Here is a 22189-nt window from a genome sequence, read left to right on the forward strand (position 1 = left end):
GGCCTCCTAGATTTCCTGCAACTGGTTTCTTTTGAGTCTGAAAATAGCCCAGAGTCCCACCAGGGGGCCGGGCAACAGAGCCAGCAGAACCCAAAGCTCCCAGTCAGTCCAGTAGTGGGTGACCAGGGCGATGGAGGGTAGCGTCAGGCCAAAGCCAATGGCATTCATCATGGCCAGGGCGCTACCCAGGTGTTCACGCGGGGCATTGGCGGAAGCCAGCGCAGAAAACTGCGGGGAGTCGGCAATCACGGTGAATCCCCAAACAGCCAAAAGCAGAAGCAGCGTCCAGGGAGGCCAACCCCCGATCAAGGGGTAGAGCAGGCAGAGCACTCCCGAAGTCAGCAACATACCCCGGGCAACACTCAGGCTGCCCAGCTGGCGACTGATGCGACCGCCCCAGATGCAGCCGATGCACCCCAGAGCGATGATGCTGAAAGACAAGCCACTCACCCAGCCAGCGGCCCAGTCCAGGCGGGTTACCTCCCTCGCCACCAGAAAAGGCACCAGCGTCCAGAAGGCATAGAGCTCCCAGCAATGCCCGAAATAACCCATCGAGATACGGCGAAAGCGGGTGTCCCGCCAGGCAGCCAGGCCCTGAAAAGGCAATGCGCCCTTGTTGTGCCTGGGCAGCTCTTGACCTTCACCCAACCGCCAAACCAGAAAACCACCCACCACCGCCAGTACAGAAGAAAGTAGCAAAGGCAGAGGCCAGGCCAATCCAGGTGTGGCGGCCCGCAAAAAATGGGGCAAAGCCGTTCCCAGAGTCAGCATACCGACCAGCCAGCCCAGAGCGCGCCCTGCATACTGCGGTGTCCAACTGATTACCAGCTTCATGCCCAAAGGATAGATGCCCGCCAGGCAAAGGCCAGTCAGAAAGCGCAGCAGTAATGCCAGTGGAAAAAGCTCGGCCACCAGAATAAACAAGCCATTGATCAAGGCTCCGGCCAAGGCTGCCAGTGCAAAAACACGACTGGCCGGAAAACGGTCAGCCAGACCCGTGGTGGCCAGTAGCAGGGTGCCGATAATAAAACCCGATTGCACCGCCAGGGTCAGATACCCCAACCCGGCTTCAGTCAGGCCGGTCGTCTGGGTCAGATTAAAAGCGACACCATTGATACTGAACCAGAGCGAAGTGCCCAGCAACTGAGCCAGCACAATCACGGCCAGAGGATGGCGAATCAAGAGTTTATGCACAGGCGAACCTTTAAGACTGGAGTTGTTTTTGTGGCGATAGAGTAGCATTTTTTGCCTGTGCTAGACCGGGAGTGATTTTCATATCCGTGAACGCTTATTCAGGGATGCAGCAAAACTCACCGATAACTGCTAAATTAGTTAGGTGTGAATTCTTATTAAAGGAGTGATGTTATGGTCAAGAATATGGGTAATATTGATCGAGGTTTGCGTGTTGTTGTGGGTGTTTTTCTGATTATCCTGGCCGTTACTGGCACTATTGGCGTCTGGGGTTGGCTTGGTTTGATCCCTCTGGGAACGGCTCTGGTGGGAACCTGCCCTGCCTACCTGCCTTTTGGTATCAAGACTTGCAAGACCCAGCCCAAAGAATAGTAGGCCTGCTTGTCCTTGATAGCCAGCTCAACCTCCTTGTAGATTGAGCTGGTTTTTTAATTTAAGCCTACAACCAGTGGGTGACGGCCCAAAACCCCATTCCACCCATAACCAGCGTATAGGGCAGTGCCATCAGTACCATGCGCCCGTAAGAAAGCCTGATCAGTGGCGCTATGGCGGAAGTCAGCAGAAACAGAAAAGCAGCCTGACCATTGGGCGTTGCCACACTGGGCAGATTGGTGCCGGTATTGATAGCGACCGCCAGGGTTTCAAAATGCTCCTGGGTAATGCTGCCATTCAACAAAGCGGTTTTGACTTCACTGATGTAAATGGTTGCCACAAACACATTGTCGGAAATGGCGGACAGCAGGCCATTGGCAACAAACAGAACGCCTGGTTGATTTTCCACCGGCTGGCGCAACACCATTTCAATGAAGGGCTGGAAAAGATGCTGACTGTGGATCACGGCAACGATGGTGAAAAAAACCACCAGCAGAGCTGTGAAAGGCAGTGCTTCCTGAAAGGCCTTGCCGATCTGGTGCTCTTCATTGATTCCGTTCAGGCTGGTCAGCAGGACGATCACGGCCAGGCCAATCAAGCCCACCTCGGCCACATGAAAGGCCAAGCCTAAGACCAATAACACAGCAACCACAGCCTGCACCAGCAACTGGGCGGTTTCTCTGGGTGTTCTCCTGTCGGTCTGGTAGCGATCAAAGTCCTTCAAGATGCTGCGAACCCTGGCGGGCAGGCGTCCGGCATAACCAAAGGCACGCCCCAGGGGTTTGATTTTCTCCAGTAGCAAACAGGTGCTCAAACCGGCAATAAAGACCGGCAGGCTGACCGGCAAGACTCTGAGAAAGAACTCCTTGAAACCCCAGCCTGCCTCTTTGGCAATCAGCAGATTCTGGGGCTCACCCACCATGGTGGCGACACCCCCAAGGGCCGTGCCTATGGCCGCATGCATCAGCAGGGAGCGTAAAAAACCCCGAAACTGGATCAGGTCTTCACGCTGGGCTTCCTGGATGGTCAGGTCATTGCCATGATCGTGGCCGTGGTTGTGGTATTCCTGCCCGGAAGCCACCCGGTGGTAAACCGAATAGAAACCCACGGCGATGGAAATGATGACTGCCGTGACGGTCAGGGCATCCAGAAATGCGGAGAGTAGAGCGGCATTGATGCAGAAAATCAGCGACAGCAGAGATTTGGAGCGCACACCAATCAGGATTTTGGTGAACACATAAAGCAGTAACTGCTTCATGAAATAAATGCCAGCGACCATGAACATCAGCAGCAGGATCACTTCCAGATTATGGCGCACTTCATTCAGCACCATCTCCGGGCTGGTCATTCCCAAGGCGACCGCCTGCAACGCCAGAAGACCACCGGGCAGCAGTGGATAGCACTTGAGTGCCATGGCCAGGGTGAAAATAAATTGTCCCAGTAAAACCCAGCCTGCCAGAGCCGACCAGGGGCCGGGCAGCCAGAGCATGATGGGGTTAATCAGCAGAAACAGGAGGATCAGGTATTTGTACCAGTAGGGGGCGTTGCCGAGAAAGTTCTTGAGCAAACCCTGAGTCAGGGAAGCAGTCATGGGAAGTTTCCTTCTGTAGGTTTTTAAAAGCGAGAAAAAGCGAAAAAGAGGTCATTTCAGTAGCCTGAATTAATTCGGTGGGATCGCGCGGATCGAGTTGCGCGCAATAGTGCGACAAAACGACACACCGTGCAAGTGCAGCATTCAAGAAAAGTTGACTGCCTCGTTCTGAATTAAGAAGCGGGTGATAATGGCCTGGCGCTGTGCTAGAATTCGCGCCTTTCTTTTGACGCCCATCAACCGTTACGGGAAGTTCCTCCAGTGTAGACCCTGAAAGTCCTCACCCATCGTTGTTTCAGGTCGCAGCCATGCGACTGGCCTGTTATTTGCAGCCTCCCATAGCTGATCACCTACCCTGACGCTTTTGCGACTTCGGGGGCAGGCGTGTTTTTTTAACTTCACAATTCAAGAGATTCCAATGATCCAGTCGATCAAGCAAAACTGGCTTTCCAATGTCCGTGGTGACCTGCTCGCGGGTATCGTCGTCGCCCTGGCCTTGATTCCCGAAGCCATTGCCTTTTCCATTATTGCCGGTGTTGACCCCAAGGTGGGTCTCTATGCCTCCTTCTGCATGGCGGTGGTGATTGCCTTCACCGGCGGTCGCCCCGGCATGATTTCTGCCGCCACCGGTGCCATGGCCCTGCTGATGGTCACCCTGGTGCGTGAACACGGCCTGGAATACTTGTTGGCCGCCACGGTACTGACGGGCATTTTGCAGATTGTAGCCGGTTACCTGAAACTGGGTAGTCTGATGCGCTTTGTGTCCCGCTCGGTCGTCACGGGTTTCGTCAACGCCCTGGCGATTCTGATCTTTATGGCCCAACTGCCGGAACTGACCAATGTCACCTGGCATGTTTACGCCATGACACTGGCCGGCCTGGGGATTATCTATCTCTTCCCCTATGTGCCCATGATTGGCAAGCTGCTGCCTTCACCCCTGGTGTGCATCGTGGCCCTGACCGCAGTTGCCATGATCTGGGGGATTGATATTCGAACTGTCGGTGATATGGGTGAACTGCCGGATACCCTGCCGATTTTCCTCTGGCCGGATGTGCCCCTGAATCTGGAAACCCTGATGATCATCCTGCCTTATTCCTTGATGTTGATGGTCGTGGGTCTGCTGGAATCCATGATGACCGCCACCATAGTGGATGATCTCACCGACACCAAAAGCGACAAGAACCGCGAGTGTAAAGGTCAGGGTATTGCCAACACCGTGGTGGGCTTCTTCGGGGGTATGGCGGGCTGTGCCATGATTGGTCAGTCCATTATCAACATCAAATCCGGTGGTCGTACTCGTTTGTCTTCCCTGGCTGCCGGTGTCTTTTTGCTGCTGCTGGTGGTTTTCCTGGCGGACTGGCTGACCATCATTCCCATGGCCGCTCTGGTCGCAGTGATGATTATGGTCTCCATTGGTACTTTCAGCTGGGGTTCGATTATCAACCTCAAGAAGCATCCGCTGTCCACCAATATTGTCATGGTCACTACTGTTGTCGTGGTTGTAGCAACCCATAACCTGGCCATCGGCGTTTTTGTCGGTGTACTCCTGGCCGCCATGTTCTTTGCCAACAAGGTCGGCCACTACATGCGGGTCAGCAAGTCCATCAATGCAGAGGGGACAGTACGCACCTATAAGGTCGCCGGTCAGGTCTTCTTTGCTTCTTCTTCCCAGTTCACGGAATCCTTTGATTTCAAGGAAGTGGTTGATAAAGTGGTGGTTGATCTGACTTCTGCTCACTTCTGGGATATTACGGCAGTGGAGTCCCTGGACAGGGTCATCATCAAATTGCGCCGCGAAGGTGCTGAAGTTGAGCTGGTGGGTTTGAATGAAGCCAGTGAAACCCTTGTTGACCGCTTTGGGGTGCATGATGATCCCAAGGAAGTTGAAAAACTCATGGGAGGCCACTAAGCATGAAAAATGTATTTGCCTGTATTGATGGTTCCAGAGCTGCGGAAGCCGTTTGTGATGCTGCAGCCTGGATCAGCCAATGCGTGGATCGCCAGCTGGTATTGCTGCATGTACTGGACAAGAGTGTTTACCCCACCAAAACCGATATGAGCGGCAACCTCAAACTGGGAACCCGTGAACACCTCCTGGATGAACTGGCCGAACTGGATGCCAAACGCAGCAAGCTGGCATTGGAAGCGGGTAAGGAGCAGCTTAAAGCCGCGGTTGAGCGTGTTAAAGCTCAGGGTATTGAAAGCCCTGAAACCCGCCAGCGCCACGGGCATTTTGTGGAAACCCTGGCCGAGCTTCAGGAAGAAACCCGAATTCTGGTACTGGGCCGTCAGGGTGAAGACCATGACAACCCTGAAGAAATCGGTGGCAACCTGGAAAGTGTGATCCGCAGCCTGAGCTGTCGTATCCTGATTACCCCGCCGGGCTTCAGCCAGCCCGAAAAGGTACTGCTGGCCTACGATGGCAGTATCACCGCCAAAAAAGTGCTCTACATCATGGCCCGCAGCCCCCTGTGCAAAGGTCTGCCTTTTCACCTGCTGCTGGTCGGGGAAGAAACCGAGAAAAATCAGCAGCTCCTGCAGGAAGCCAAACAGGAAATGGAACAGGAAGGCCACCGGAACGTGGTTACAGCCATCCGCTCCGGTGAAGTGGAAAGTGCCCTGCTGGGTTACCGTGAGGAAAATGACCTGGGTCTGATCATCATGGGGGCCTATGGGCACTCACGCATTCGTCAGTTTCTGGTGGGCAGCACCACCACCAACCTGCTGCGCAAAAGCCCGGTCCCTATCCTGCTGATGCGTCAGTAGGTATTCATCACTGTTTAAGCTTCGGTTTCGTCATTGATGTCCTGCAGAAGGACATCAATGATGTCATCCATGGCCACCAGACCTTCCAGTTCATTGTCCTTGAGCACCAGCACTCTTTTAACCCGATTCTGTACCATCATGGCTGCCACGTGCTTGACGGCCAGGCTTTCGCCCACGGATAAAGCCGGTTTGGCGCAGGCGTCATAAACATTGAGCAGGTCGATATCACCGTCTTCGGCAATCACGGTTTTCAGGATATTGGTGTAGGTAATCAGTCCCCAGGCATCCTGGTCGCTTTGTTTTTCCACCACCAGGGACTTCAACTTGTAGCGCTTCATTTTGGCCAGAGCTTCACGCAGCTTGGCAAAAGGGGAAATAGTAATCACCTTGGTGACCATGACGTCCTTTGCTTTCATTCTCTTTCCTCCAATCAGCTTTTATCGCGCAGATAATCTTCAAATTGATCCACCTGAGTTGGATCGATACCGCCTAGATGTTCAAGAGGAACCGTAAAGACAACGCCTCTGGAGTTGTGTCCATCCGGCATCACCTGGTTTTGGATGCACTTTAAAACCTCCAGCGACATGCCTTTTTCCAGCACCATGATCAATACCGTTTGCCCCCCTTCATAGGACAAGCCGAACAGAGTCTTTTTGGGGGTGTTGCTGATACCACGACCGGACAATACGGTGATACCGCCAGCTCCCAGCTCCTTGGCGGCATCGGTACAGGCCATTTCCAGCTCTTCAGGAATAATGGCAACCAGTACGGAAAACTTCATAGTTTCACCTCTTTAACAGTGATCAGGTTCCTTGGAACCCACGCTACCAGAAAGTGTCACCTTCGTCATGAGGAAAAAGATCACAGAGCCCAGGTCGCCTGTGCCATAATGAAACTCACCACCAATTAGGAGGTAGATTATGAAAACCTGGCTGACACTGGCCTTTATTCTTCTGGCAGCGTTTATCATCAGCGGCTGCGCTTCAGTCGGCAAACCCTATGCTGAACATAAGGTTTCCGAAATCAAGGTGGGAGAAACAACCCGCCAGCAAGTGGAAGAAATGTTTGGCCCGCCCTGGCGAACCGGCCTGGAAAGCGGCATGACTACCTGGACCTATGGTCACTATCGCTACAGCCTTTTCTCCGATGACCGCACCAGTGACCTGGTCGTGCGTTATGACGAGAACAACAAGGTGGATTCCTACACCTACAACCGCACAACGGCGGATACCGAAGAAGATCTGCGCGGTAACTCAGGTCCCTGATCATGCTGACCCAAAACCAGAGCCAGCCCCCGGTGGACATCAAGCCGGGGGTTTACCGTCACTTCAAGGGGGCGGACTATGAAGTGCTCCACCTGGCCCGCCACAGTGAAAGTGAAGAATGGCTGGTGGTTTACCGCCAGTGCTATGGCGATGGCAGCTGTTGGGCCAGGCCTTTAAAGCTTTTTGCCGAAACGGTGGAAGTGGAAGGGGAGCCGGTGCCGCGTTTTGAATACCTGGGCGACCGGCCGGAACGCCCGGTGGATTAAACCTGCCTTAAAAGCTGAGCCGGAGGCACCCTGCCTTCGGTCAGCCAGTCATCCAAAGCCTGGGTCACTTCGGTGATGAGCGCTTGATCCTGGCTGGGTAGCTGTATTTCTACCTGAGGGGTCAGGGCACAGGCCTGGGGTAAAGGCGCTTCTGCATCCAGAAGGGCCTGCATTCTGGGTATAAACACATGCTTCAGCCACTGTTGGCAGCTCATGGTGTCAACGCAAAAAGGTTCCTGACTGGTGAAGGCATCCGCTTCAGGGTGGGGAATCTGCCAGTTGTCCGTTTCCTTGAGCCGAATTTCCAATAACAACAGAAGCTTGTAGGTTAACTTGTTGTTGGCTCGCATGCTTCCTCCCGTTTACTGATCAAATGCTCGGCAAGACCGATGCCTGTTTCAGAAAAAGTCAGATGGGTGTAGTCGGCACCTGCTGCAGTAATCTGGTCGGCATGATCCTTGTAAAGGCTGTGGGCAATAATGACCCCCTTAAAGTCGCGTTTGCGCAAGTTCTTGGCAGCCATGACCTTGGCTTCCACGTCATTGGCAGCCAGAATGACAGATTTTAGGTTGGGGGCATCCAGGTGCTTCCAGAGCATCTGGTCTTCCGCATCGGAGAAAATCACATTCAATCCGGCCTTCTGGTGTTTTTCCACCTTGTCCGGGTCGGAATCCAGGCCGATAACCGTCAGGTTCTTTTCCACCAGATGCTTGTAGGCGGCAGTACCGGTTCGCCCCATACCGATGACCAAGACTTCTTCATTGATGGACAAGGGTTGTTCATCCGGGTGGTAACAGCTGCGTTCAAACTTGATCAAATGACTGCCAAGCTTTTCGTAAAGGCCGTGAGCGACCCGGTTCAGGGGGGCTGACACGATAAAAGAAAGGGCAACCGTCAATGCCAGGGCGGTGAGCCATTCCGGTAGAACGACGCTGGCCACGATTAACCCGAATTCACTGTAGTTGGTCAGGCTCAGACTGGCCAGAAAAGAGCTGCGTGCTCTGAGCTTGAAAAGAACCAGCAGAAAGTAAAACAAAAGACCCTTTAAAGGCAAAGCCAACAAGGCAACGCCAGCAAACAGCCAGGCTTCACTGCTGGGCAGGCCACCGATCCCGATATTCAGGAAAAAGCCGACCAGAAAAACCTCTTTGATGCTCCACAGGGATTTGGACAATTCATGGGCACGTGAATGATTGGCCAGCAAAGCTCCAAAGGCCAGAGCACCCAGTTCGGAACTCAGACCCACAGCCTCAAAACCATACCCGCCCAGAACCACGGCCAACAACAATCCCAGAAGCACCAGAAGCTCTTCATGGCCGCTGGTGTCCATCAATTTGTAAATCACTGGCCTTAGCAGTGGAAGCAGGAAGACCAGTAAGGCCCAGGGAGAAGGGGTGGTACCACTGGCAATGCTCATGACCAGCAAGGCAATCAAATCCTGGATAATCAGAATACCGATGGCCACACGACCATGAAAAGCACGCAGCTCCCGTTTACCTTCCAACACCTTGGCAGCCAACACCGTACTGGAAAATGACAGGGCAACAGCCAGTAGAATGGCGGTGTACCAGGTGACGTCCAGGAAAAAAACGATACCGGGCATGAAAACGATACAGGCTACGGTAAAGTGCAGCAGGCCGCCGCCTATCACCTCTGGTTTCACCAGGCTTTTTAATTTAAGCTTCAGGCCAACAGAAAAAAGTAAAAGCAATACACCTAGATGGGCCAGATGATCCAGCGCCTGAGTGCTTTCAGTGGTGACCTGCAGGTAGCTGCCAGCTCCGGCTATTGCAAAGCCAGCCGCCAGGTAACCAACCAGTGGGGGAAGTCCTGTTTTTTTAGCACCCAAACCCAGTGCAAAAGCAAAAGTAATCCAGACGGCTTCGATCATTGATCCTTTCTCTATTATGTAAACCAAGGGCTACTCATTCAGCTGTAGGCAAACGAATGATGTTTTGGCAGGCAGTGTGTACCCTTATTATTGAAAAAAAGGAGGGAAACAGGTGATTCTTACTCCTGAGCATTTTCAGGCCGCCCTGATAACACTGATTGTGGTTGTTTTCTCAGTCCTGCTGCATTTTGAAGCCATCCTTCTGATCAGTCAAATGCTTAAAAAACTGCGCTTAACGCGTAGGCCACGTTTTATTTTAATGATCATGGGGCTGTTAATGGCCCATGTACTGGAAATCTGGGTGTTTGGCGCAGCGGGTTGGTGGATGGTGAGAATGGGAGATATGGGGCAGTTGGTTGGTTACACCGATTTGGAGTTTTTGGACTATATCTATCTTTCCGCAGCCAGTTTTACCACTGTGGGTTTTGGCGACCTGGCTCCCCAGGGGATGATCCGCATGCTCTTTGGAACCGAATCCCTGACGGGTTTTTTATTGATCACCTGGTCGGCTTCCTTCACCTACATAGAAATGGAGCGCCACTGGAAAAGCCTGGATTAAATCTTCCTTACAATTTCCTCCTGAAACCCGAAGCGGCAGACTCTTGCCGCTTTACCGCTTCTGAACCCATGAAAAGCCCTTGGGTGTCTGTATTTTATTTATAACCAGCTGTTTTTAAAGATTATTTTTTTTGTGGCACGCAAATTGAATGCAGTTATGGCAAAGAAAAGCGGAGGTCGCCATGTCAATCAATTTCAACAATGCTTTGGGTATTCACTCTGATGCGCTGAATGTGCGCAGCCAGCGTTCGGAAATCCTCGCCAACAACCTGGCCAACAGTGATACACCGGGCTACAAGGCTCGTGACCTGGATTTTAAAGGCATTTTGAAAGGCGAATATGAGAACCGCCAGAGCATGGAGCTGAATCGCACTCAGGCGCAACATATTCCTGCTCAGGGTGTGATGATGGATTCTTCTCTGAAATTCCGCACGCCCCATCAGCCTTCCGTCGATGGCAACACCGTGGAAACCAACATTGAGCAGGCCGAGTTTTCCAAGAACGCCATGGATTTTCAGGCCAGCTTTACCTTTTTAAACAGTAAATTCAGTGGCTTGACCAAAGCCATGAAAAATCAGTAAGGGGTAGGCCATGTCACTGAACAAGATTTTTGATATCGCTGGCAGCGGCATGAATGCCCAGACGGTACGCCTGAACACCACGGCCTCCAATATGGCTAACGCCCAGAGTGTCAGTTCTTCGGTTGAAGATACCTACCGTGCGCGCAAGCCGGTTTTTGCCCCCATGCTGGAGCGTTACAAGCAGGGCATTACGGATGACCACGGCTTTCAGAATCCGGCCACCAGCTTTAATCCACGCGATGTAGCCGGTGAGGGTGTGAACGTGCTGGGTATCGTGGAAAGCAACCAGGAACTGCAAATGCGCCATGAACCCAATCATCCCATGGCCAATGAAGATGGCTATGTTTTCTACCCCAACGTCAATGTGGTGGAGGAAATGACGGACATGCTGGCGGCTTCACGCTCCTTCCAGACCAATGTGGAAGTGATGAACACCAACAAGCAGATGATCCAGCGTGTCTTGAGTCTGGGGCAGAACGCCTAAACTGATTTGAGCTGCAGCGGCAAAAACTTGCCGCCCAATGTTGCCGCTTAGCGGTACAAGTGGCAAAACCAACGGATATTTGAGAATACGGCTATGAGTATTGAAAAAACTGATTTCTACCAGAATTTGCAGGTGGAAAACAAAAAGCGGGATGCCGAAGAGGACAAAAAGGCCAAAGGCAGCAATGAACTGGGTAAAGATGAGTTCATGAAACTGCTGATTACCCAGATGGAAAACCAGGATCCCCTGAAGCCAACGGACAACACCGAATACATTGCCCAGCTGGCTCAGTTCTCTTCTTTGGAAGGCATCACCAATATGTCATCCAGCCTGGAGCAGTTCGGCAGCCAGTTGCAGTCCACTCAGGCCTTGCAGGCTTCCACACTGGTGGGGCGCTCGGTTCAGGTGCTGGCCAACTCCACTCAGCTGGAAGAAGGTAAGCCGATCAAGGGTACTGTGGAGCTGGAAGAGTCCGCTTCAGATCTTTCGGTTGCTGTTTATACCGGTGGTGGTGAATACATCGGTGATATCGCTCTGGGTTCGCGTGAGAAAGGCGACGTGGCCTTTGAGTGGGATGGCCTGGACACCGAAGGCAACCCTTTTCCTCCCGGCCCCTACCAGTTCCGTGCCTATGCCAATCGTGACGGTGAAAACCAGCAGGAAGATCTCTACCTGGCCCGCAACGTTGGCAGTGTCGCCCTGAATGCCGGGGAACGCGGCGAAATTATGCTCAATATCAGTGGGATGGATCAAGCCGTGCCACTTCGTGATGTCAAAGTAATCAACTAATTCCAAGCAGGGGAGCGCTAGCTATGAGTTTTAATGTCGGTCTTTCCGGTCTCCGAGGCGCACAAACCGACCTCAGTGTTACCGGCAACAACATCGCCAACGCCAGCACCACCGGCTTCAAGCAATCCCGTGCTGAATTTGGTGATGTTTACAATTCCTCCATCATGGGCACCGGCAAACACTCCGTGGGTTCCGGTGTGCTGACGGAGCGCATCTCCCAGCAGCATGCTCAGGGCAACGTCAACTACACTGACCGTGCTCTGGATATGGCGATCAACGGCAATGGTTATTTTATCCTCTCCAATAATGGTCAGACTGAATACTCGCGTGCCGGTTATTTTGACCTGGATAAAGATGGGTTTATCACCAATAACACCGGCAAACGTTTGCAGGGTTATGAAGCCAACCTGGATGGGGATATCCAGTCGGGCGCCTTGGGGGATATTCAGCTGACCCAGACCAATATTCAGCCCCGGGCAACCAGCCGCATTGGAATGGAGCTGAATTTAGATTCGAGGTCAGAGGTTGAAGGTGGAGCGTCCCCAGCTACAGCGGCAACAATATCATTTCAGGTTAATGATAGTACTGCTAATGCAAGTAATGATGTTGATGTTGATGGCACCACTTATGATTTTAGCTATGATGGCGGTGCTGCATACAATGGCCCTGCAACAGTTACAATTGGAACAGAAACTTATGATGTTTCTGAAAGTGGGGGGACTGTCACGTTGACTGCCCAAAATACCGGTTCGTTGGCTGGCACGGAATATGATCCAACTTTGATTACTGATGCTGGTGGGCTTAGTGGTACAGCTAGTGGTAATAACGGTTCCGATGCTGTGAGCGGTAACTGGGATATTGCCAATTTTGACCCTCGTGATCGTTCGACTTACACAGATGCCAACTCTACCAGTATTTATGACAGCCTGGGTAACGAGCACGTGTTGCGTCAGTATTACATCAAAGTGGAAAGGGATGACCCTTCAGAAGGTAATGCCTGGGCCATGATGACATCACTTAATGGCGCTTTTTTTGGCCCAAACCAAGATCCTGACCCCAATTTGACTGAAGAAAACTGGGATCCTGCGGCCGCGAGCGTCAATGTAGATGACTTGGTTCAGGCAACCAAGTATTTTAATACCCAAGGGGATCTGCAGGGGGTGCTTGATCATAGTGGTGCAGGTAATGAGTATGACCCGGCTAATGTGAATACTGGTGCACCGGGTACTTTGCGCGAAACCGCTTTGGAAATTAACCTGGATGATATTGATTTTTCCAGTATTGTTGCTGGTGCTGGTTTTGGTACCAATATTGCGGGTGATCCGCCTGATTTTACTAATGCCATTAACTTTAATTTTCGCGGCTCTACTCAGTATGGTGATCGCTTTGCAGTGCAATCACAAAGCCAGGATGGCTACACCACAGGTCGCCTGGCCGGTCTGGAGGTGGATGAAGAAGGTATTATCTTTGGCCGCTATACCAATGGTCAAAACCGTCCTGTGGGTCAGGTTCCGATTGCGACTTTTACCAATCCAGAAGGTCTGAAACCTAATGGCTCAACAGCTTGGGTGGAGACGACTGAGTCGGGGCTTCCTGCGATTAATCAGGCAGGGTCTGGCATCACTGGCAAGGTGGAAGGTGGTGCTTTGGAAGAGTCCAATGTTGACCTGTCGGAAGAGCTGGTCAAGATGATCATTGCCCAGCGTAACTATCAGGCCAATGCTAAGACGATCCAGACGCAGGATACCTTGACGCAGACGATCATCAATATCCGTTAATTGGCTACTAAGTACCCTCTCAAAAGCCCACTTCGGTGGGCTTTTCTCGTTTTTGGCACAGGCTTTGCATTCTATCTGGGTAATAGCGGTAATTTTGAATCTGGAGACACCCATGGACAAAGCTCTTTTCATAGCGATGACCGGCGCCAAGCATAATATGATGGCGCAGACCGCTCGCTCCAATAACCTGGCCAATGCCAATACCACCGGGTTTCGGGCTGATTTTGAGCAGGCGCGTGCCATGCCTGTTTTCGGCCCACACCACCCCAGCCGCGTGTATGCGCTGACTGAGCGCCCTGCCACGGATACTGAGGTTGGCAACTACGATCACACCGGTCGCCCTCTGGATGTTGCCGTGAAGGGTGAAGGCTGGCTGGCCGTTCAGGGGCCGGATGGCGAGGAAGCCTATACCCGACGCGGTGACTTGAATATTGATGGCAACGGTGTGTTGAGAACCGGCAATGGCTTGCCGGTGATCGGCAATGGTGGGCCTGTGGTTTTGCCGCCTGGGCAGCATATTCATATCAATTCTGATGGTGGCGTTGCTGTTTCCACCAATGCGGGCGGCGGTGATGCGCAAGTGGTTGATCAAATCAAACTGGTCAGTGCAGAAAATATGGGCGTTACCATGGAAAAGGGTACGGATGGCCTGATGCGTCCACGAGATTTTGACGATGTTTTGCCTGCCGATGGTTTGGTTCAGGTGGAGTCCGGCACACTGGAAACCAGTAATGTCAATGCGGTGAATGAATTGACCAATATCCTGGCTTTGTCCCGCCAGTATGAAATGAACGTAAAAATGATGAAATCGGTGGATGAAAACGCAGCCCAGGTTAATTCAGTGTTGCGAATGAGTTAAAGACTAACCGGTTCTTTTTATTTTAGGAGTAAAGTATGCATCCAGCTCTCTGGGTCGGTAAAACAGGCTTGCAGGCGATGGACACCAAGATGTCCACCATTTCCAACAACCTGGCAAACGTCAACACGGTGGGTCACAAGCGTAACAAGGCCGTATTTGAAGATCTGCTCTATCAGGTGCAGAAAATGCCTGGCGCTCAGAATGGTGGTGATGCCCAGTTGCCAACAGGTTTGCAATTGGGTACGGGTGTGCGGGTTGCCGGAACCCAGCGTGAATTTACTGAAGGCAGCCTGGAAGTGACCGAGCAGCCTCTGGATATGGCGATTAATGGGCGCGGCTTTTTCCGTCTGGCGACACCAGATGGCAATGTGGCTTATACCCGCAATGGTCAGTTCCACCTGGATCAGGATGGTCGCATCGTCAATACCAATGGCTACCCTCTGGAACCGGAAATTGTTCTGCCTGACAACACCAACTCCATTACCATCGGTCGTGATGGCACCGTAACGGTGACTCAGGCAGGCCAGGAAAACCAGCCTCAGGAAATCGGTCAGGTTGAAGTGGTCGACTTTATCAACCCGGCGGGTTTGCTGGCACGCGGTAGCAACATGTACGTGGAAACAGCCGGTTCCGGTGCGCCTCTTGATGGTGTCGGCGGGGAAAATGGCTTCGGCTCTGTGGAACAAAGTATGCTGGAGCTGTCCAACGTCAGTGCTGTTGAAGAGCTGGTCGACATGATAACCACCCAGCGGGCTTATGAGATGAACACCAAGGTTGTCTCTTCAGCCGATGAAATGCTGCGCAACCTGAATCAAACCCTTTAATCTTTGTGTGACTGGAGTGGGAGGCATTATGCAGGCCATCAAATTTTCTTTTGCAGGGGTTCTCAGTCTGGTGCTCTTGGCCGGTTGTGCCAGCAATGAGCCTGTCGCCAAACCGGATGATCCCCATTATGCTCCGGTGCAGCCCAGCCGCATGCAGCCACCTCCGGCAACTGAAGGTTCGCTTTATCAGGCCAGTCACACCAAGGGGCTGTATGGGGATCGCAAGGCATACCGTGTTGGGGATGTGATCACGGTTCAGCTTCAGGAGCAGACCCAGTCAAGCAACTCTTCTTCTGCGGATATGAGTCGGGATACCAATGTGGATATCGCCAGCCCGACCATTGGTGGGCGGCAGCCACTGGACCTGAGTGTGGGCATGAACTCGGGCCGGGAATTTTCCAGTGACGGCAGTGCCGACCAGAGCAACAGTCTGCAGGGGGCCATTACTGCTACCGTGCATGAGGTTTACCCGAATGGCAACCTGCTGGTTCGAGGCGAAAAATGGCTGAACCTCAACCAGGGGTCTGAATATGTCCGAGTATCAGGCATTGTGCGTCCTGAAGACATTAACCCGGACAATACTATCAGCTCTGTGCAGATGGCCGATGCCCGCCTGACTTACAATGGCACGGGCGACCTGGCCAATAATAGCCGTCAGGGCTGGCTGACCCGTTTCTTCAATAGTGGCTGGTGGCCACTATAACTGCTGGATGATCAGGTAATAATCTATGCTGCGTAAAATAACTTACGGCCTGCTGCTGGCTTTTTTGCTGGGCAGCCCCTTGATGGCCTTTGCCCAGACCAGTCGCCTGAAGGATATTACTTCGGTCACTGGGGTGCGCAGTAACCAGCTGATCGGTTATGGCTTGGTCGTGGGTTTGAATGGTACGGGTGATAACGCTCCCTTCACCAACCAGACCTTTGCCAACATGATGAATCAGTTTGGAATCACGCTGCCGCCTGGCGTTAACCCCCAGTCCCAGAATGTGGCTGCAGTCACCATCAACGCCGAACTCCCTGCTTTTGCCAAACCGGGGCAGCGGCTGGATGTGACGGTCTCCTCCATAGGCAATGCCGAAAGTCTGCGTGGCGGTACCCTGCTGATGACCCCTTTGCGAGGTGCGGATGGCAATACCTATGCCGTGGCTCAGGGCAGTCTGGTGGTTGGCGGTTTTGGTGCCGATGGTGAAGATGGCTCTAGCATTACGGTCAATGTGCCCAGCGTGGGCCGTATTCCCAACGGCGGTATGGTGGAAAGGGAAGTGGCCAATTTCTTTGCCGACAGCGACACCCTGACTTTCAATTTGCACAATCCGGATTTCACCACGGCCCGCCGTATTGAAGAAAAAATCAATGACATGATGGGGCCGGGAGTCGCCCAGGCTCTGGACCCCGTGTCCGTCAGGGTACGTGCTCCACGGGACACCAGTCAGCGGGTTTCTTTCTTGTCGGTACTGGAAAATCTGGAAGTTGAAACCGCCAGCTCTGCAGCCAAGGTGATTGTCAATTCCCGTACCGGCACTATTGTGATTGGCCAGGATGTGCGGGTTGCCCCGGCTGCAGTCACTCACGGTGCCTTGACGGTAACGATTGCCGAGAATCCCGAGGTTGTGCAGCCTGAAGCTTTTGCCGATGGCGAGGCTCAGGAGCAGCAGAATACCGAGATTGATGTAGATCAGGAAAACAACCCCATGTTCAAGTTTGATGCCGGGGTGACACTGGATGAGATTGTGCGTGCAGTGAATCAGATCGGCGCAGCTCCCGGTGACCTGATGGCTATTCTGGAAGCACTCAAGCAGGCCGGTGCCCTCAACGCCGAGCTGATAGTTATTTAAAGGGCTAGAAAAATGATTGGCAACAGCAACGGACACTACTCGCGCGCTCAGGATTCCTACCATGATTTTCAGGGGTTAAGGGATCTTAAGCGTGGTGCTGTAGAGGATGACCCTGAAGCCCTGAAAGAAGTGGCCCGTCAGTTTGAGGCACTTTTTGTGCAGATGATCATGAAAAGTGCTCGCCAGGCCGATGAGCTGATTGGTGGCGAAGAGTCCCTGCTTAACTCCAAGGAAATGAAGCATTACCAAGGCATGCTGGATGAGCAGTTTTCCCTATCCATTTCGCAAACCAATGGCGGTGAAGGCTTGGGGCTGGCGGATGTACTGGTTAAACAGCTGGGCGGAGAAGACCAGAAGGCAACCAGTGAGGTGCCGGAGGATGTACGGCGCGGTGCCCAGTTGTTGGCCCAGGATGTGATGCAGCAGTTACAGGAAAGACGCCAGCGTTCTTCGCGTGTGCCCCTGGCGGCAGCCGCCCAATCTGATGAATCAGCCAACACCCAAACAGATCGCAAGGCAGCGGCTGAAGCCATTCAGGCCGCTCAACGCCCCCCCAACAGCTCCGCAGGTGATGTGGCTGGCCGTCAGCCTCTGGAAATTCAGGGGCTGCCGATTCGGGAGGATAAGCGAGCCTATTTTGCTTCCCCCGAAGATTTTGTTCGTAATCTCTACCCGATTGCCGAGCGTGCGGCCAGGAAACTGGGCGTGGACCCCAAGGTGATGCTGGCCCAGTCCGCCCTGGAAACCGGTTGGGGTCGTCACATGATTGCCCGTGAAGACGGTTCCAACAGCTTTAATTTGTTTGGTATCAAGGCGGATCAGCGTTGGCAGGGAGAAGCAGCAGAAATTCCCACTCTGGAATATCGCAACGGCCAACCCCAGCAGGAAAGGGCCAGTTTTCGGGCTTACGGCTCTTTTGCCGAATCCATGGATGACTATGTGGACTTTCTGACAGCCAATCCACGCTATCAGAAAGCTCTGGAAAACACGGACAACCCCCAGGCCTTTGCCAAGGGTCTACAACAGGCGGGCTATGCTACCGACCCGCAATATGCCAGAAAAATTGTCCATATTCTGGACGGATCAACACTGAATCAAGCTGTGCAGGATCTGGAAAAACAACAGCAGGACACCACTGCAGATAAGCAATAAGCTGCCGATAATGTCCTGGTCACTGAACACCATTAGAAGGAAGGCGGTATGTCGGACTTACTGAGTTTGGGTTTAACCGGGTTGCGCACCAGTCGTAACAACCTCTCTGTAACCGGTCACAATATCAGCAATATTGACACCCCCGGCTATTCACGCCAGAGGGCCATTCAGGAAACCAATTCTCCTTTTGGCACTGGCGCAGGTTATATGGGCACGGGGTCACGCACCCAGACCATTGAGCGCATTGTGGATGATTATGTCACTCATCAGATGCGTGTGGACACCAGCCGCCTGAAAGACAATGAAGCCTACCTCAAGAATGCCAATGAGCTGGATAACCTTTTAGCGAATGAAAGCTCTGCTTTAGGCACGGCCCTGAATGGCTTTTTTGATGGTGTGCAGTCGGCCGCCAATGACCCCTTGTCCAAACCGGCAAGAGAGCTTTTGTACAGCCAGGGTGACAGTGTCAGCCAGCGCTTCAAATCAGCTCAGGCGCGTTTAGCTGACCAGAACAACAACCTCAATACTCAGTTGAGAACCTACTCGGAAAAAGTCAACGAACTGGCACAAGGGATTGGCGACATCAACCGTGAAATCCGGGTATATGAAGGCAGTCGCAACCAGCCACCCAATGATCTCTTTGACAAGCGCGAAGAAATGCTGCGTGAGCTCAGTGAAATCATTGAAGTGGATGTGGTGGGGCAGGACAAGCTGGATGTGAATGTTTTTGTCGGCAAGGGGGTTCCCCTGATCGTTGGCGAGAACGTCAACCGCCTGGAAGCCGTCCCTGGCGAGCTGGACAAAGGCCGTTATGACGTCAATCTGGTGGATGGCAACGGCTCGAAAATGAACATCAACTCCAGCATCACCGGCGGGGAAATGGGTGGCGTTATGCGTTATCGCACCGATACGCTGGACCCTGCCCTGAATGAAATGGGCCGCATTGCCATGGTGTTTGCTGGTGAGTTCAACAACCAGCACAAGGAAGGTGTTGACCTGAATGGTGACCAGGGTGGTGACTTCTTCAAGGATATCAACAGCAAAGAATTCATGCTGGATCGCGTGCCCGGTATCCAGCGTACAGCACCGGCCGGTGTCTGGCTGGACAGCGAGCAGCTTAACAAACTGCCAGCAGAAGAATTTGTGATTCGCGAGAAAGGTGGCAATTACCAGTTGCAGACCAGCCCTGATGGGGAACGTTTGGGTACTTTTGCCAATATGGATGACCTCAATGATTTTACTCAGGATGAGTATGGTTTCCGGGTCGTTAACACGGATGATGCCGACCCGAGTATAAGTAGCATGAACCCCTCCATGATTCCTGAAGAAGGTTTGTTGATCGCTCCTGTGCGTATTGGTGCTTCCCAACTGGAGCGTTCCTCCAATCTCAGCAATACCGACAAGATTGCTTTGAGCGGTATTTCCGGGGATGAGAGTAATGCTGGAACCGCAAAACTTGGTATTAACGGCTTGTATGATAATGCTGCTCCAGCAGGTACTCAACAACCTTTCAACTTGGCAACAGAAGGCCTTACAGGCGCTGAAATAGATGTCGATGCTGCTGCAGGTAACCCGCCTGCACCGGGTGACTTTAACCTGACCGGTTTTCCCGCTGGCTCAAGCGTTACTAATTACACTGAAGATGGTGAGTTGGTCGTTCAATTGGGTGCTGGTCCACAGGAGTTACGATTAAATGTAACTGGTGCCGCACAGGCTGGTGACTCTTGGATTCTGGAAGGTAATGCTGGTGGCCAGAATGGTGCTGGTTTGGCTGGCCTTCAGAATGATGCCCTGGTGGAGCGCGGCGATGATGGGCGGGGCGGCAGCTCTTTGGGTGAAACCTATTCCATGCTGGTGGAAAAAACCGGCATCCAGACTTCCGAGTCGCGTACAGCAACAGAAGTCAGCCGTTCTGTACTTAACCAGACAACAGCCATGCGTGAGTCGGCCTCCGGGGTCAATATGGATGAAGAAGCTGCCAATCTGATTCGTTTCCAACAGGCCTACCAGGCATCAACTCAAGTGATTTCTACAGCTCAGCGGATGTTTGACACCCTGCTGAACAGTGTGGGGAGGTAAGTAACCATGATACGCATGTCCACAGCACAGATGTTCAATACCAGCTTGTACAACATGACTCAGACGCAAGGCCGGATGAATAATACCAACAACCAGTTGGGTTCCGGTAAAGCGATAACGACCCCCGCTGATGATCCGGTTGCCGCTGCACAAACCCTGAACACCAAGACACGGATTTCGGTGGTGGAGCAATACACTCGCAATTTGGATTTCTCAGATAAAAACCTGAGTCAAACAGAATCGGTTATGGATCAAACGGAAAGCAGCCTGATTCGCTTGAAAGAAATGGCGATCCAGCTGGGGAGTGATCAATGGAGTGAAAAGCAAGTGCGCTCCACCGGGACTGAAGCCAAAGAAATCCTGAGTCATTTGCAGGGTTTGGTGAATACCAAAAATGAAAGCGGTGAATATATTTTTGCAGGCAGCCAGGCTGACCAAAAGGCTTACGATGGCAATGTCTTTCAGGGCGATCGCATCGAGCGTGAAGCTCAGGTAGCAGATGATACTTTTATCAAAATGCTGACTTCTGGTGACCGGGCTTTTGAAAACCTGGATACAGCCGAACTGACTACTCATGATCCTGCTGCTGCTGTTTTTACCAATGATGGCTCCCAGGATTTGGCCGCCACTCCCAAGGAATACTCCAATAATATGCTGGGGGTTATTCAGTATTTTGTGGATTCAACAGGTAATGGCACCGGTGGCACGCTGGCTGATGTGGATAAAGATGCTATAAGGTCAGCCATCCAGAATATTGATGTTGCTTTTGAACAGGTTTCCCAAACCCGCTCCCAGATAGGTGCACGCCAGAACACTCTGGAAGCGGTAAAGACCAGCAATGAAGACTTTGAGCTTTTTGCCAAGAAAAGCCTGTCAGACCTGGAAGACCTGGACTATGCCGAAGCCATTACCCGTTTCCAGCAGCAGCAAATGTCTCTGCAGGCGGGTCAGCAGGCTTTCAGCCGGGTTTCCGGTTTAAGCTTGTTTAATTACCTCTAACGTCTGCTCCGGTAGAGTGCTACCAGGCAGAGAAGCAAGCCTGCACAGGCTGCCCACATACAGCTGCTTACCAGCAGCGGGTGGCGCTGTGCAAAAGGAATGAAGGGGGCGCCGGTATCCTCAACACACTGGCCGTTCAGGTAGTCGTAGTGGCCACCTTCATGAATACAGTTGCTGACATCCACATACTCCACACCCCAGGCACCCATGAGAAGGATCAAGGGGAGTGTCAACAACAGCAGTCCAAGCTTCAGCAGCATCTCTATTTTCTCCAAGGGTAAAATCAAAGCGCTCAGCTTACCTTGATCCGGTTATTGTCAAAAGTGATAATTGCCACTTTTCCCCTGTGCCATTTAAAGGTATCCTCACCAGCTTTCATTTTTGCGAGTTCAACCCCGAGGTTTTAACTGATGCAGCCACAAGTCGGCGTGATTATGGGTTCCAAGTCGGATTGGCCGACCCTGAAGCATGCAGTACAAATGCTGGAACAACTTGGCGTCAGCCATGAAGTGAAGGTGGTGTCTGCCCATCGCACACCTGATTTGCTTTTTGATTACGCCAAAACAGCCAAGATGCGCGGTCTTCAGGTGATCATTGCCGGTGCGGGCGGTGCAGCCCATTTGCCGGGCATGGCTGCATCACAAACAACCCTGCCGGTTCTGGGTGTGCCGGTTGAGTCCAAGGCCCTCAAAGGGATGGACTCCCTGCTTTCCATTGTACAAATGCCCGGCGGTGTGCCAGTCGCTACTCTGGCGATTGGCAAGGCTGGCGCGACCAATGCTGGAATTCTGGCTGCCCAGATTGTGGCTCTTCAGGATTCTTCCGTGGCAGCAAAGCTGGAAGCTTTTCGTGAAAAACAAACCCAGACGGTTCTGGATAACCCTGATCCCCGCGAGAATTAAGAGGCAA

General features: G+C 52.5%; 25 protein-coding genes. 18 read left to right on the plus strand and 7 right to left on the minus strand.

Annotation, left to right across the window (positions count from 1 at the left end):
- Positions 1-6: 6 nt before the first annotated feature.
- Entirely contained in the window at positions 7-1242 is a 1236-nt protein-coding gene (locus LG323_RS12235) for an MFS transporter (protein WP_404416590.1), read from the minus strand.
- A 123-nt stretch (positions 1243-1365) separates the two neighbouring features.
- Here LG323_RS12235 and LG323_RS12240 point away from each other — a divergent pair, with 123 nt between their 5' ends.
- Positions 1366-1563 carry a DUF2892 domain-containing protein gene (locus LG323_RS12240; RefSeq protein ID WP_310696493.1) on the plus strand — a complete coding sequence of 66 codons (198 nt, stop codon included), beginning with the start codon at positions 1366-1368 and terminating at the stop codon, positions 1561-1563.
- Positions 1564-1630: 67 nt separating this feature from the next.
- On the opposite strand, the gene nhaB is transcribed toward LG323_RS12240, so the two are convergent.
- Complete coding sequence (gene nhaB / locus LG323_RS12245; RefSeq protein WP_404416593.1) at positions 1631-3154, minus strand: sodium/proton antiporter NhaB; 1524 nt, start codon at positions 3152-3154, stop codon at positions 1631-1633.
- A 418-nt stretch (positions 3155-3572) separates the two neighbouring features.
- On the opposite strand from nhaB, the gene LG323_RS12250 reads away from it, so the two are divergent.
- Both LG323_RS12250 and LG323_RS12255 read left to right on the plus strand, forming a co-directional pair.
- Positions 3573-5063: a SulP family inorganic anion transporter gene (locus LG323_RS12250; RefSeq protein WP_404416596.1), complete on the plus strand. Its 1491-nt coding sequence runs from the start codon at positions 3573-3575 to the stop codon at positions 5061-5063.
- Positions 5064-5065: 2 nt separating this feature from the next.
- The gene (locus LG323_RS12255; RefSeq protein ID WP_404416599.1) at positions 5066-5920 is read left to right on the plus strand and encodes a universal stress protein; all 855 of its coding nucleotides are present in this window, start codon (positions 5066-5068) and stop codon (positions 5918-5920) included.
- A 14-nt stretch (positions 5921-5934) separates the two neighbouring features.
- On the opposite strand, the gene LG323_RS12260 is transcribed toward LG323_RS12255, so the two are convergent.
- Together LG323_RS12260 and LG323_RS12265 are read right to left on the minus strand one after the other, a co-directional pair.
- The gene (locus LG323_RS12260) at positions 5935-6336 is read right to left on the minus strand and encodes a CBS domain-containing protein (protein WP_404416602.1); all 402 of its coding nucleotides are present in this window, start codon (positions 6334-6336) and stop codon (positions 5935-5937) included.
- Positions 6337-6350: 14 nt separating this feature from the next.
- Positions 6351-6701, minus strand: a complete 351-nt coding sequence (locus LG323_RS12265) for a transcriptional regulator (RefSeq protein ID WP_404416605.1) — start codon at positions 6699-6701, stop codon at positions 6351-6353.
- A gap of 139 nt (positions 6702-6840) precedes the next feature.
- Between LG323_RS12265 and bamE the strand changes: the two genes are divergently transcribed.
- Both bamE and LG323_RS12275 read left to right on the plus strand, forming a co-directional pair.
- On the plus strand, positions 6841-7185 hold the full coding sequence (bamE, locus tag LG323_RS12270) for an outer membrane protein assembly factor BamE (protein WP_404416608.1): 345 nt from the start codon (positions 6841-6843) through the stop codon (positions 7183-7185).
- A 2-nt stretch (positions 7186-7187) separates the two neighbouring features.
- Positions 7188-7451, plus strand: coding sequence for a DUF1653 domain-containing protein (locus LG323_RS12275; protein ID WP_404416611.1), 264 nt, complete (start codon positions 7188-7190; stop codon positions 7449-7451).
- On the opposite strand, the gene LG323_RS12280 is transcribed toward LG323_RS12275, so the two are convergent.
- Positions 7448-7801, minus strand: a complete 354-nt coding sequence (locus tag LG323_RS12280; protein WP_404416613.1) for a YqcC family protein — start codon at positions 7799-7801, stop codon at positions 7448-7450. The genes LG323_RS12275 and LG323_RS12280 overlap by 4 nt on opposite strands.
- The gene (locus tag LG323_RS12285) at positions 7780-9342 is read right to left on the minus strand and encodes a cation:proton antiporter (RefSeq protein WP_404416616.1); all 1563 of its coding nucleotides are present in this window, start codon (positions 9340-9342) and stop codon (positions 7780-7782) included. The genes LG323_RS12280 and LG323_RS12285 overlap by 22 nt, the downstream gene beginning before the upstream one ends.
- A 112-nt stretch (positions 9343-9454) precedes the next feature.
- On the opposite strand from LG323_RS12285, the gene LG323_RS12290 reads away from it, so the two are divergent.
- From LG323_RS12290 to flgL, 12 genes are all read left to right on the plus strand, one after another.
- Positions 9455-9901 carry an ion channel gene (locus LG323_RS12290; protein ID WP_404416619.1) on the plus strand — a complete coding sequence of 149 codons (447 nt, stop codon included), beginning with the start codon at positions 9455-9457 and terminating at the stop codon, positions 9899-9901.
- Between the two features lie 181 nt (positions 9902-10082).
- Positions 10083-10481, plus strand: coding sequence for a flagellar basal body rod protein FlgB (gene flgB / locus LG323_RS12295; protein ID WP_404416621.1), 399 nt, complete (start codon positions 10083-10085; stop codon positions 10479-10481).
- Between the two features lie 10 nt (positions 10482-10491).
- Positions 10492-10965, plus strand: a complete 474-nt coding sequence (gene flgC / locus LG323_RS12300) for a flagellar basal body rod protein FlgC (protein ID WP_404416624.1) — start codon at positions 10492-10494, stop codon at positions 10963-10965.
- 93 nt (positions 10966-11058) lie between these two features.
- Positions 11059-11754 carry a flagellar hook assembly protein FlgD gene (locus tag LG323_RS12305; RefSeq protein ID WP_404416627.1) on the plus strand — a complete coding sequence of 232 codons (696 nt, stop codon included), beginning with the start codon at positions 11059-11061 and terminating at the stop codon, positions 11752-11754.
- Positions 11755-11777: 23 nt separating this feature from the next.
- Positions 11778-13532 carry a flagellar hook protein FlgE gene (locus LG323_RS12310; RefSeq protein ID WP_404416630.1) on the plus strand — a complete coding sequence of 585 codons (1755 nt, stop codon included), beginning with the start codon at positions 11778-11780 and terminating at the stop codon, positions 13530-13532.
- Positions 13533-13644: 112 nt separating this feature from the next.
- Entirely contained in the window at positions 13645-14391 is a 747-nt protein-coding gene (locus LG323_RS12315) for a flagellar basal body rod protein FlgF (RefSeq protein WP_404416631.1), read from the plus strand.
- 35 nt (positions 14392-14426) lie between these two features.
- Complete coding sequence (gene flgG / locus LG323_RS12320; RefSeq protein WP_310696512.1) at positions 14427-15215, plus strand: flagellar basal-body rod protein FlgG; 789 nt, start codon at positions 14427-14429, stop codon at positions 15213-15215.
- A 28-nt stretch (positions 15216-15243) separates the two neighbouring features.
- Positions 15244-15918, plus strand: coding sequence for a flagellar basal body L-ring protein FlgH (gene flgH, locus LG323_RS12325; protein WP_404416634.1), 675 nt, complete (start codon positions 15244-15246; stop codon positions 15916-15918).
- 25 nt (positions 15919-15943) lie between these two features.
- Positions 15944-17050 carry a flagellar basal body P-ring protein FlgI gene (locus LG323_RS12330; RefSeq protein WP_404416636.1) on the plus strand — a complete coding sequence of 369 codons (1107 nt, stop codon included), beginning with the start codon at positions 15944-15946 and terminating at the stop codon, positions 17048-17050.
- Between the two features lie 12 nt (positions 17051-17062).
- Complete coding sequence (gene flgJ, locus LG323_RS12335) at positions 17063-18202, plus strand: flagellar assembly peptidoglycan hydrolase FlgJ (protein WP_404416639.1); 1140 nt, start codon at positions 17063-17065, stop codon at positions 18200-18202.
- A 48-nt stretch (positions 18203-18250) separates the two neighbouring features.
- Entirely contained in the window at positions 18251-20281 is a 2031-nt protein-coding gene (gene flgK, locus LG323_RS12340; protein WP_404416641.1) for a flagellar hook-associated protein FlgK, read from the plus strand.
- 6 nt (positions 20282-20287) lie between these two features.
- On the plus strand, positions 20288-21280 hold the full coding sequence (gene flgL, locus LG323_RS12345) for a flagellar hook-associated protein FlgL (protein WP_404416644.1): 993 nt from the start codon (positions 20288-20290) through the stop codon (positions 21278-21280).
- Here flgL and LG323_RS12350 read toward each other — a convergent pair.
- Positions 21277-21540, minus strand: coding sequence for a hypothetical protein (locus LG323_RS12350; protein WP_404416647.1), 264 nt, complete (start codon positions 21538-21540; stop codon positions 21277-21279). The two genes, flgL and LG323_RS12350, sit on opposite strands and share 4 nt — an antisense overlap.
- 150 nt (positions 21541-21690) lie before the next feature.
- On the opposite strand from LG323_RS12350, the gene purE reads away from it, so the two are divergent.
- A complete protein-coding gene (gene purE / locus LG323_RS12355; RefSeq protein ID WP_404416649.1) occupies positions 21691-22182 on the plus strand; it encodes a 5-(carboxyamino)imidazole ribonucleotide mutase in 492 nt (163 codons plus the stop codon).
- The last annotated feature ends 7 nt before the right edge of the window (positions 22183-22189 follow it).

It is taken from the genome of Marinospirillum sp. (genome assembly GCF_044810985.1).
In the GTDB taxonomy this organism is placed as follows: domain Bacteria; phylum Pseudomonadota; class Gammaproteobacteria; order Pseudomonadales; family Halomonadaceae; genus Marinospirillum.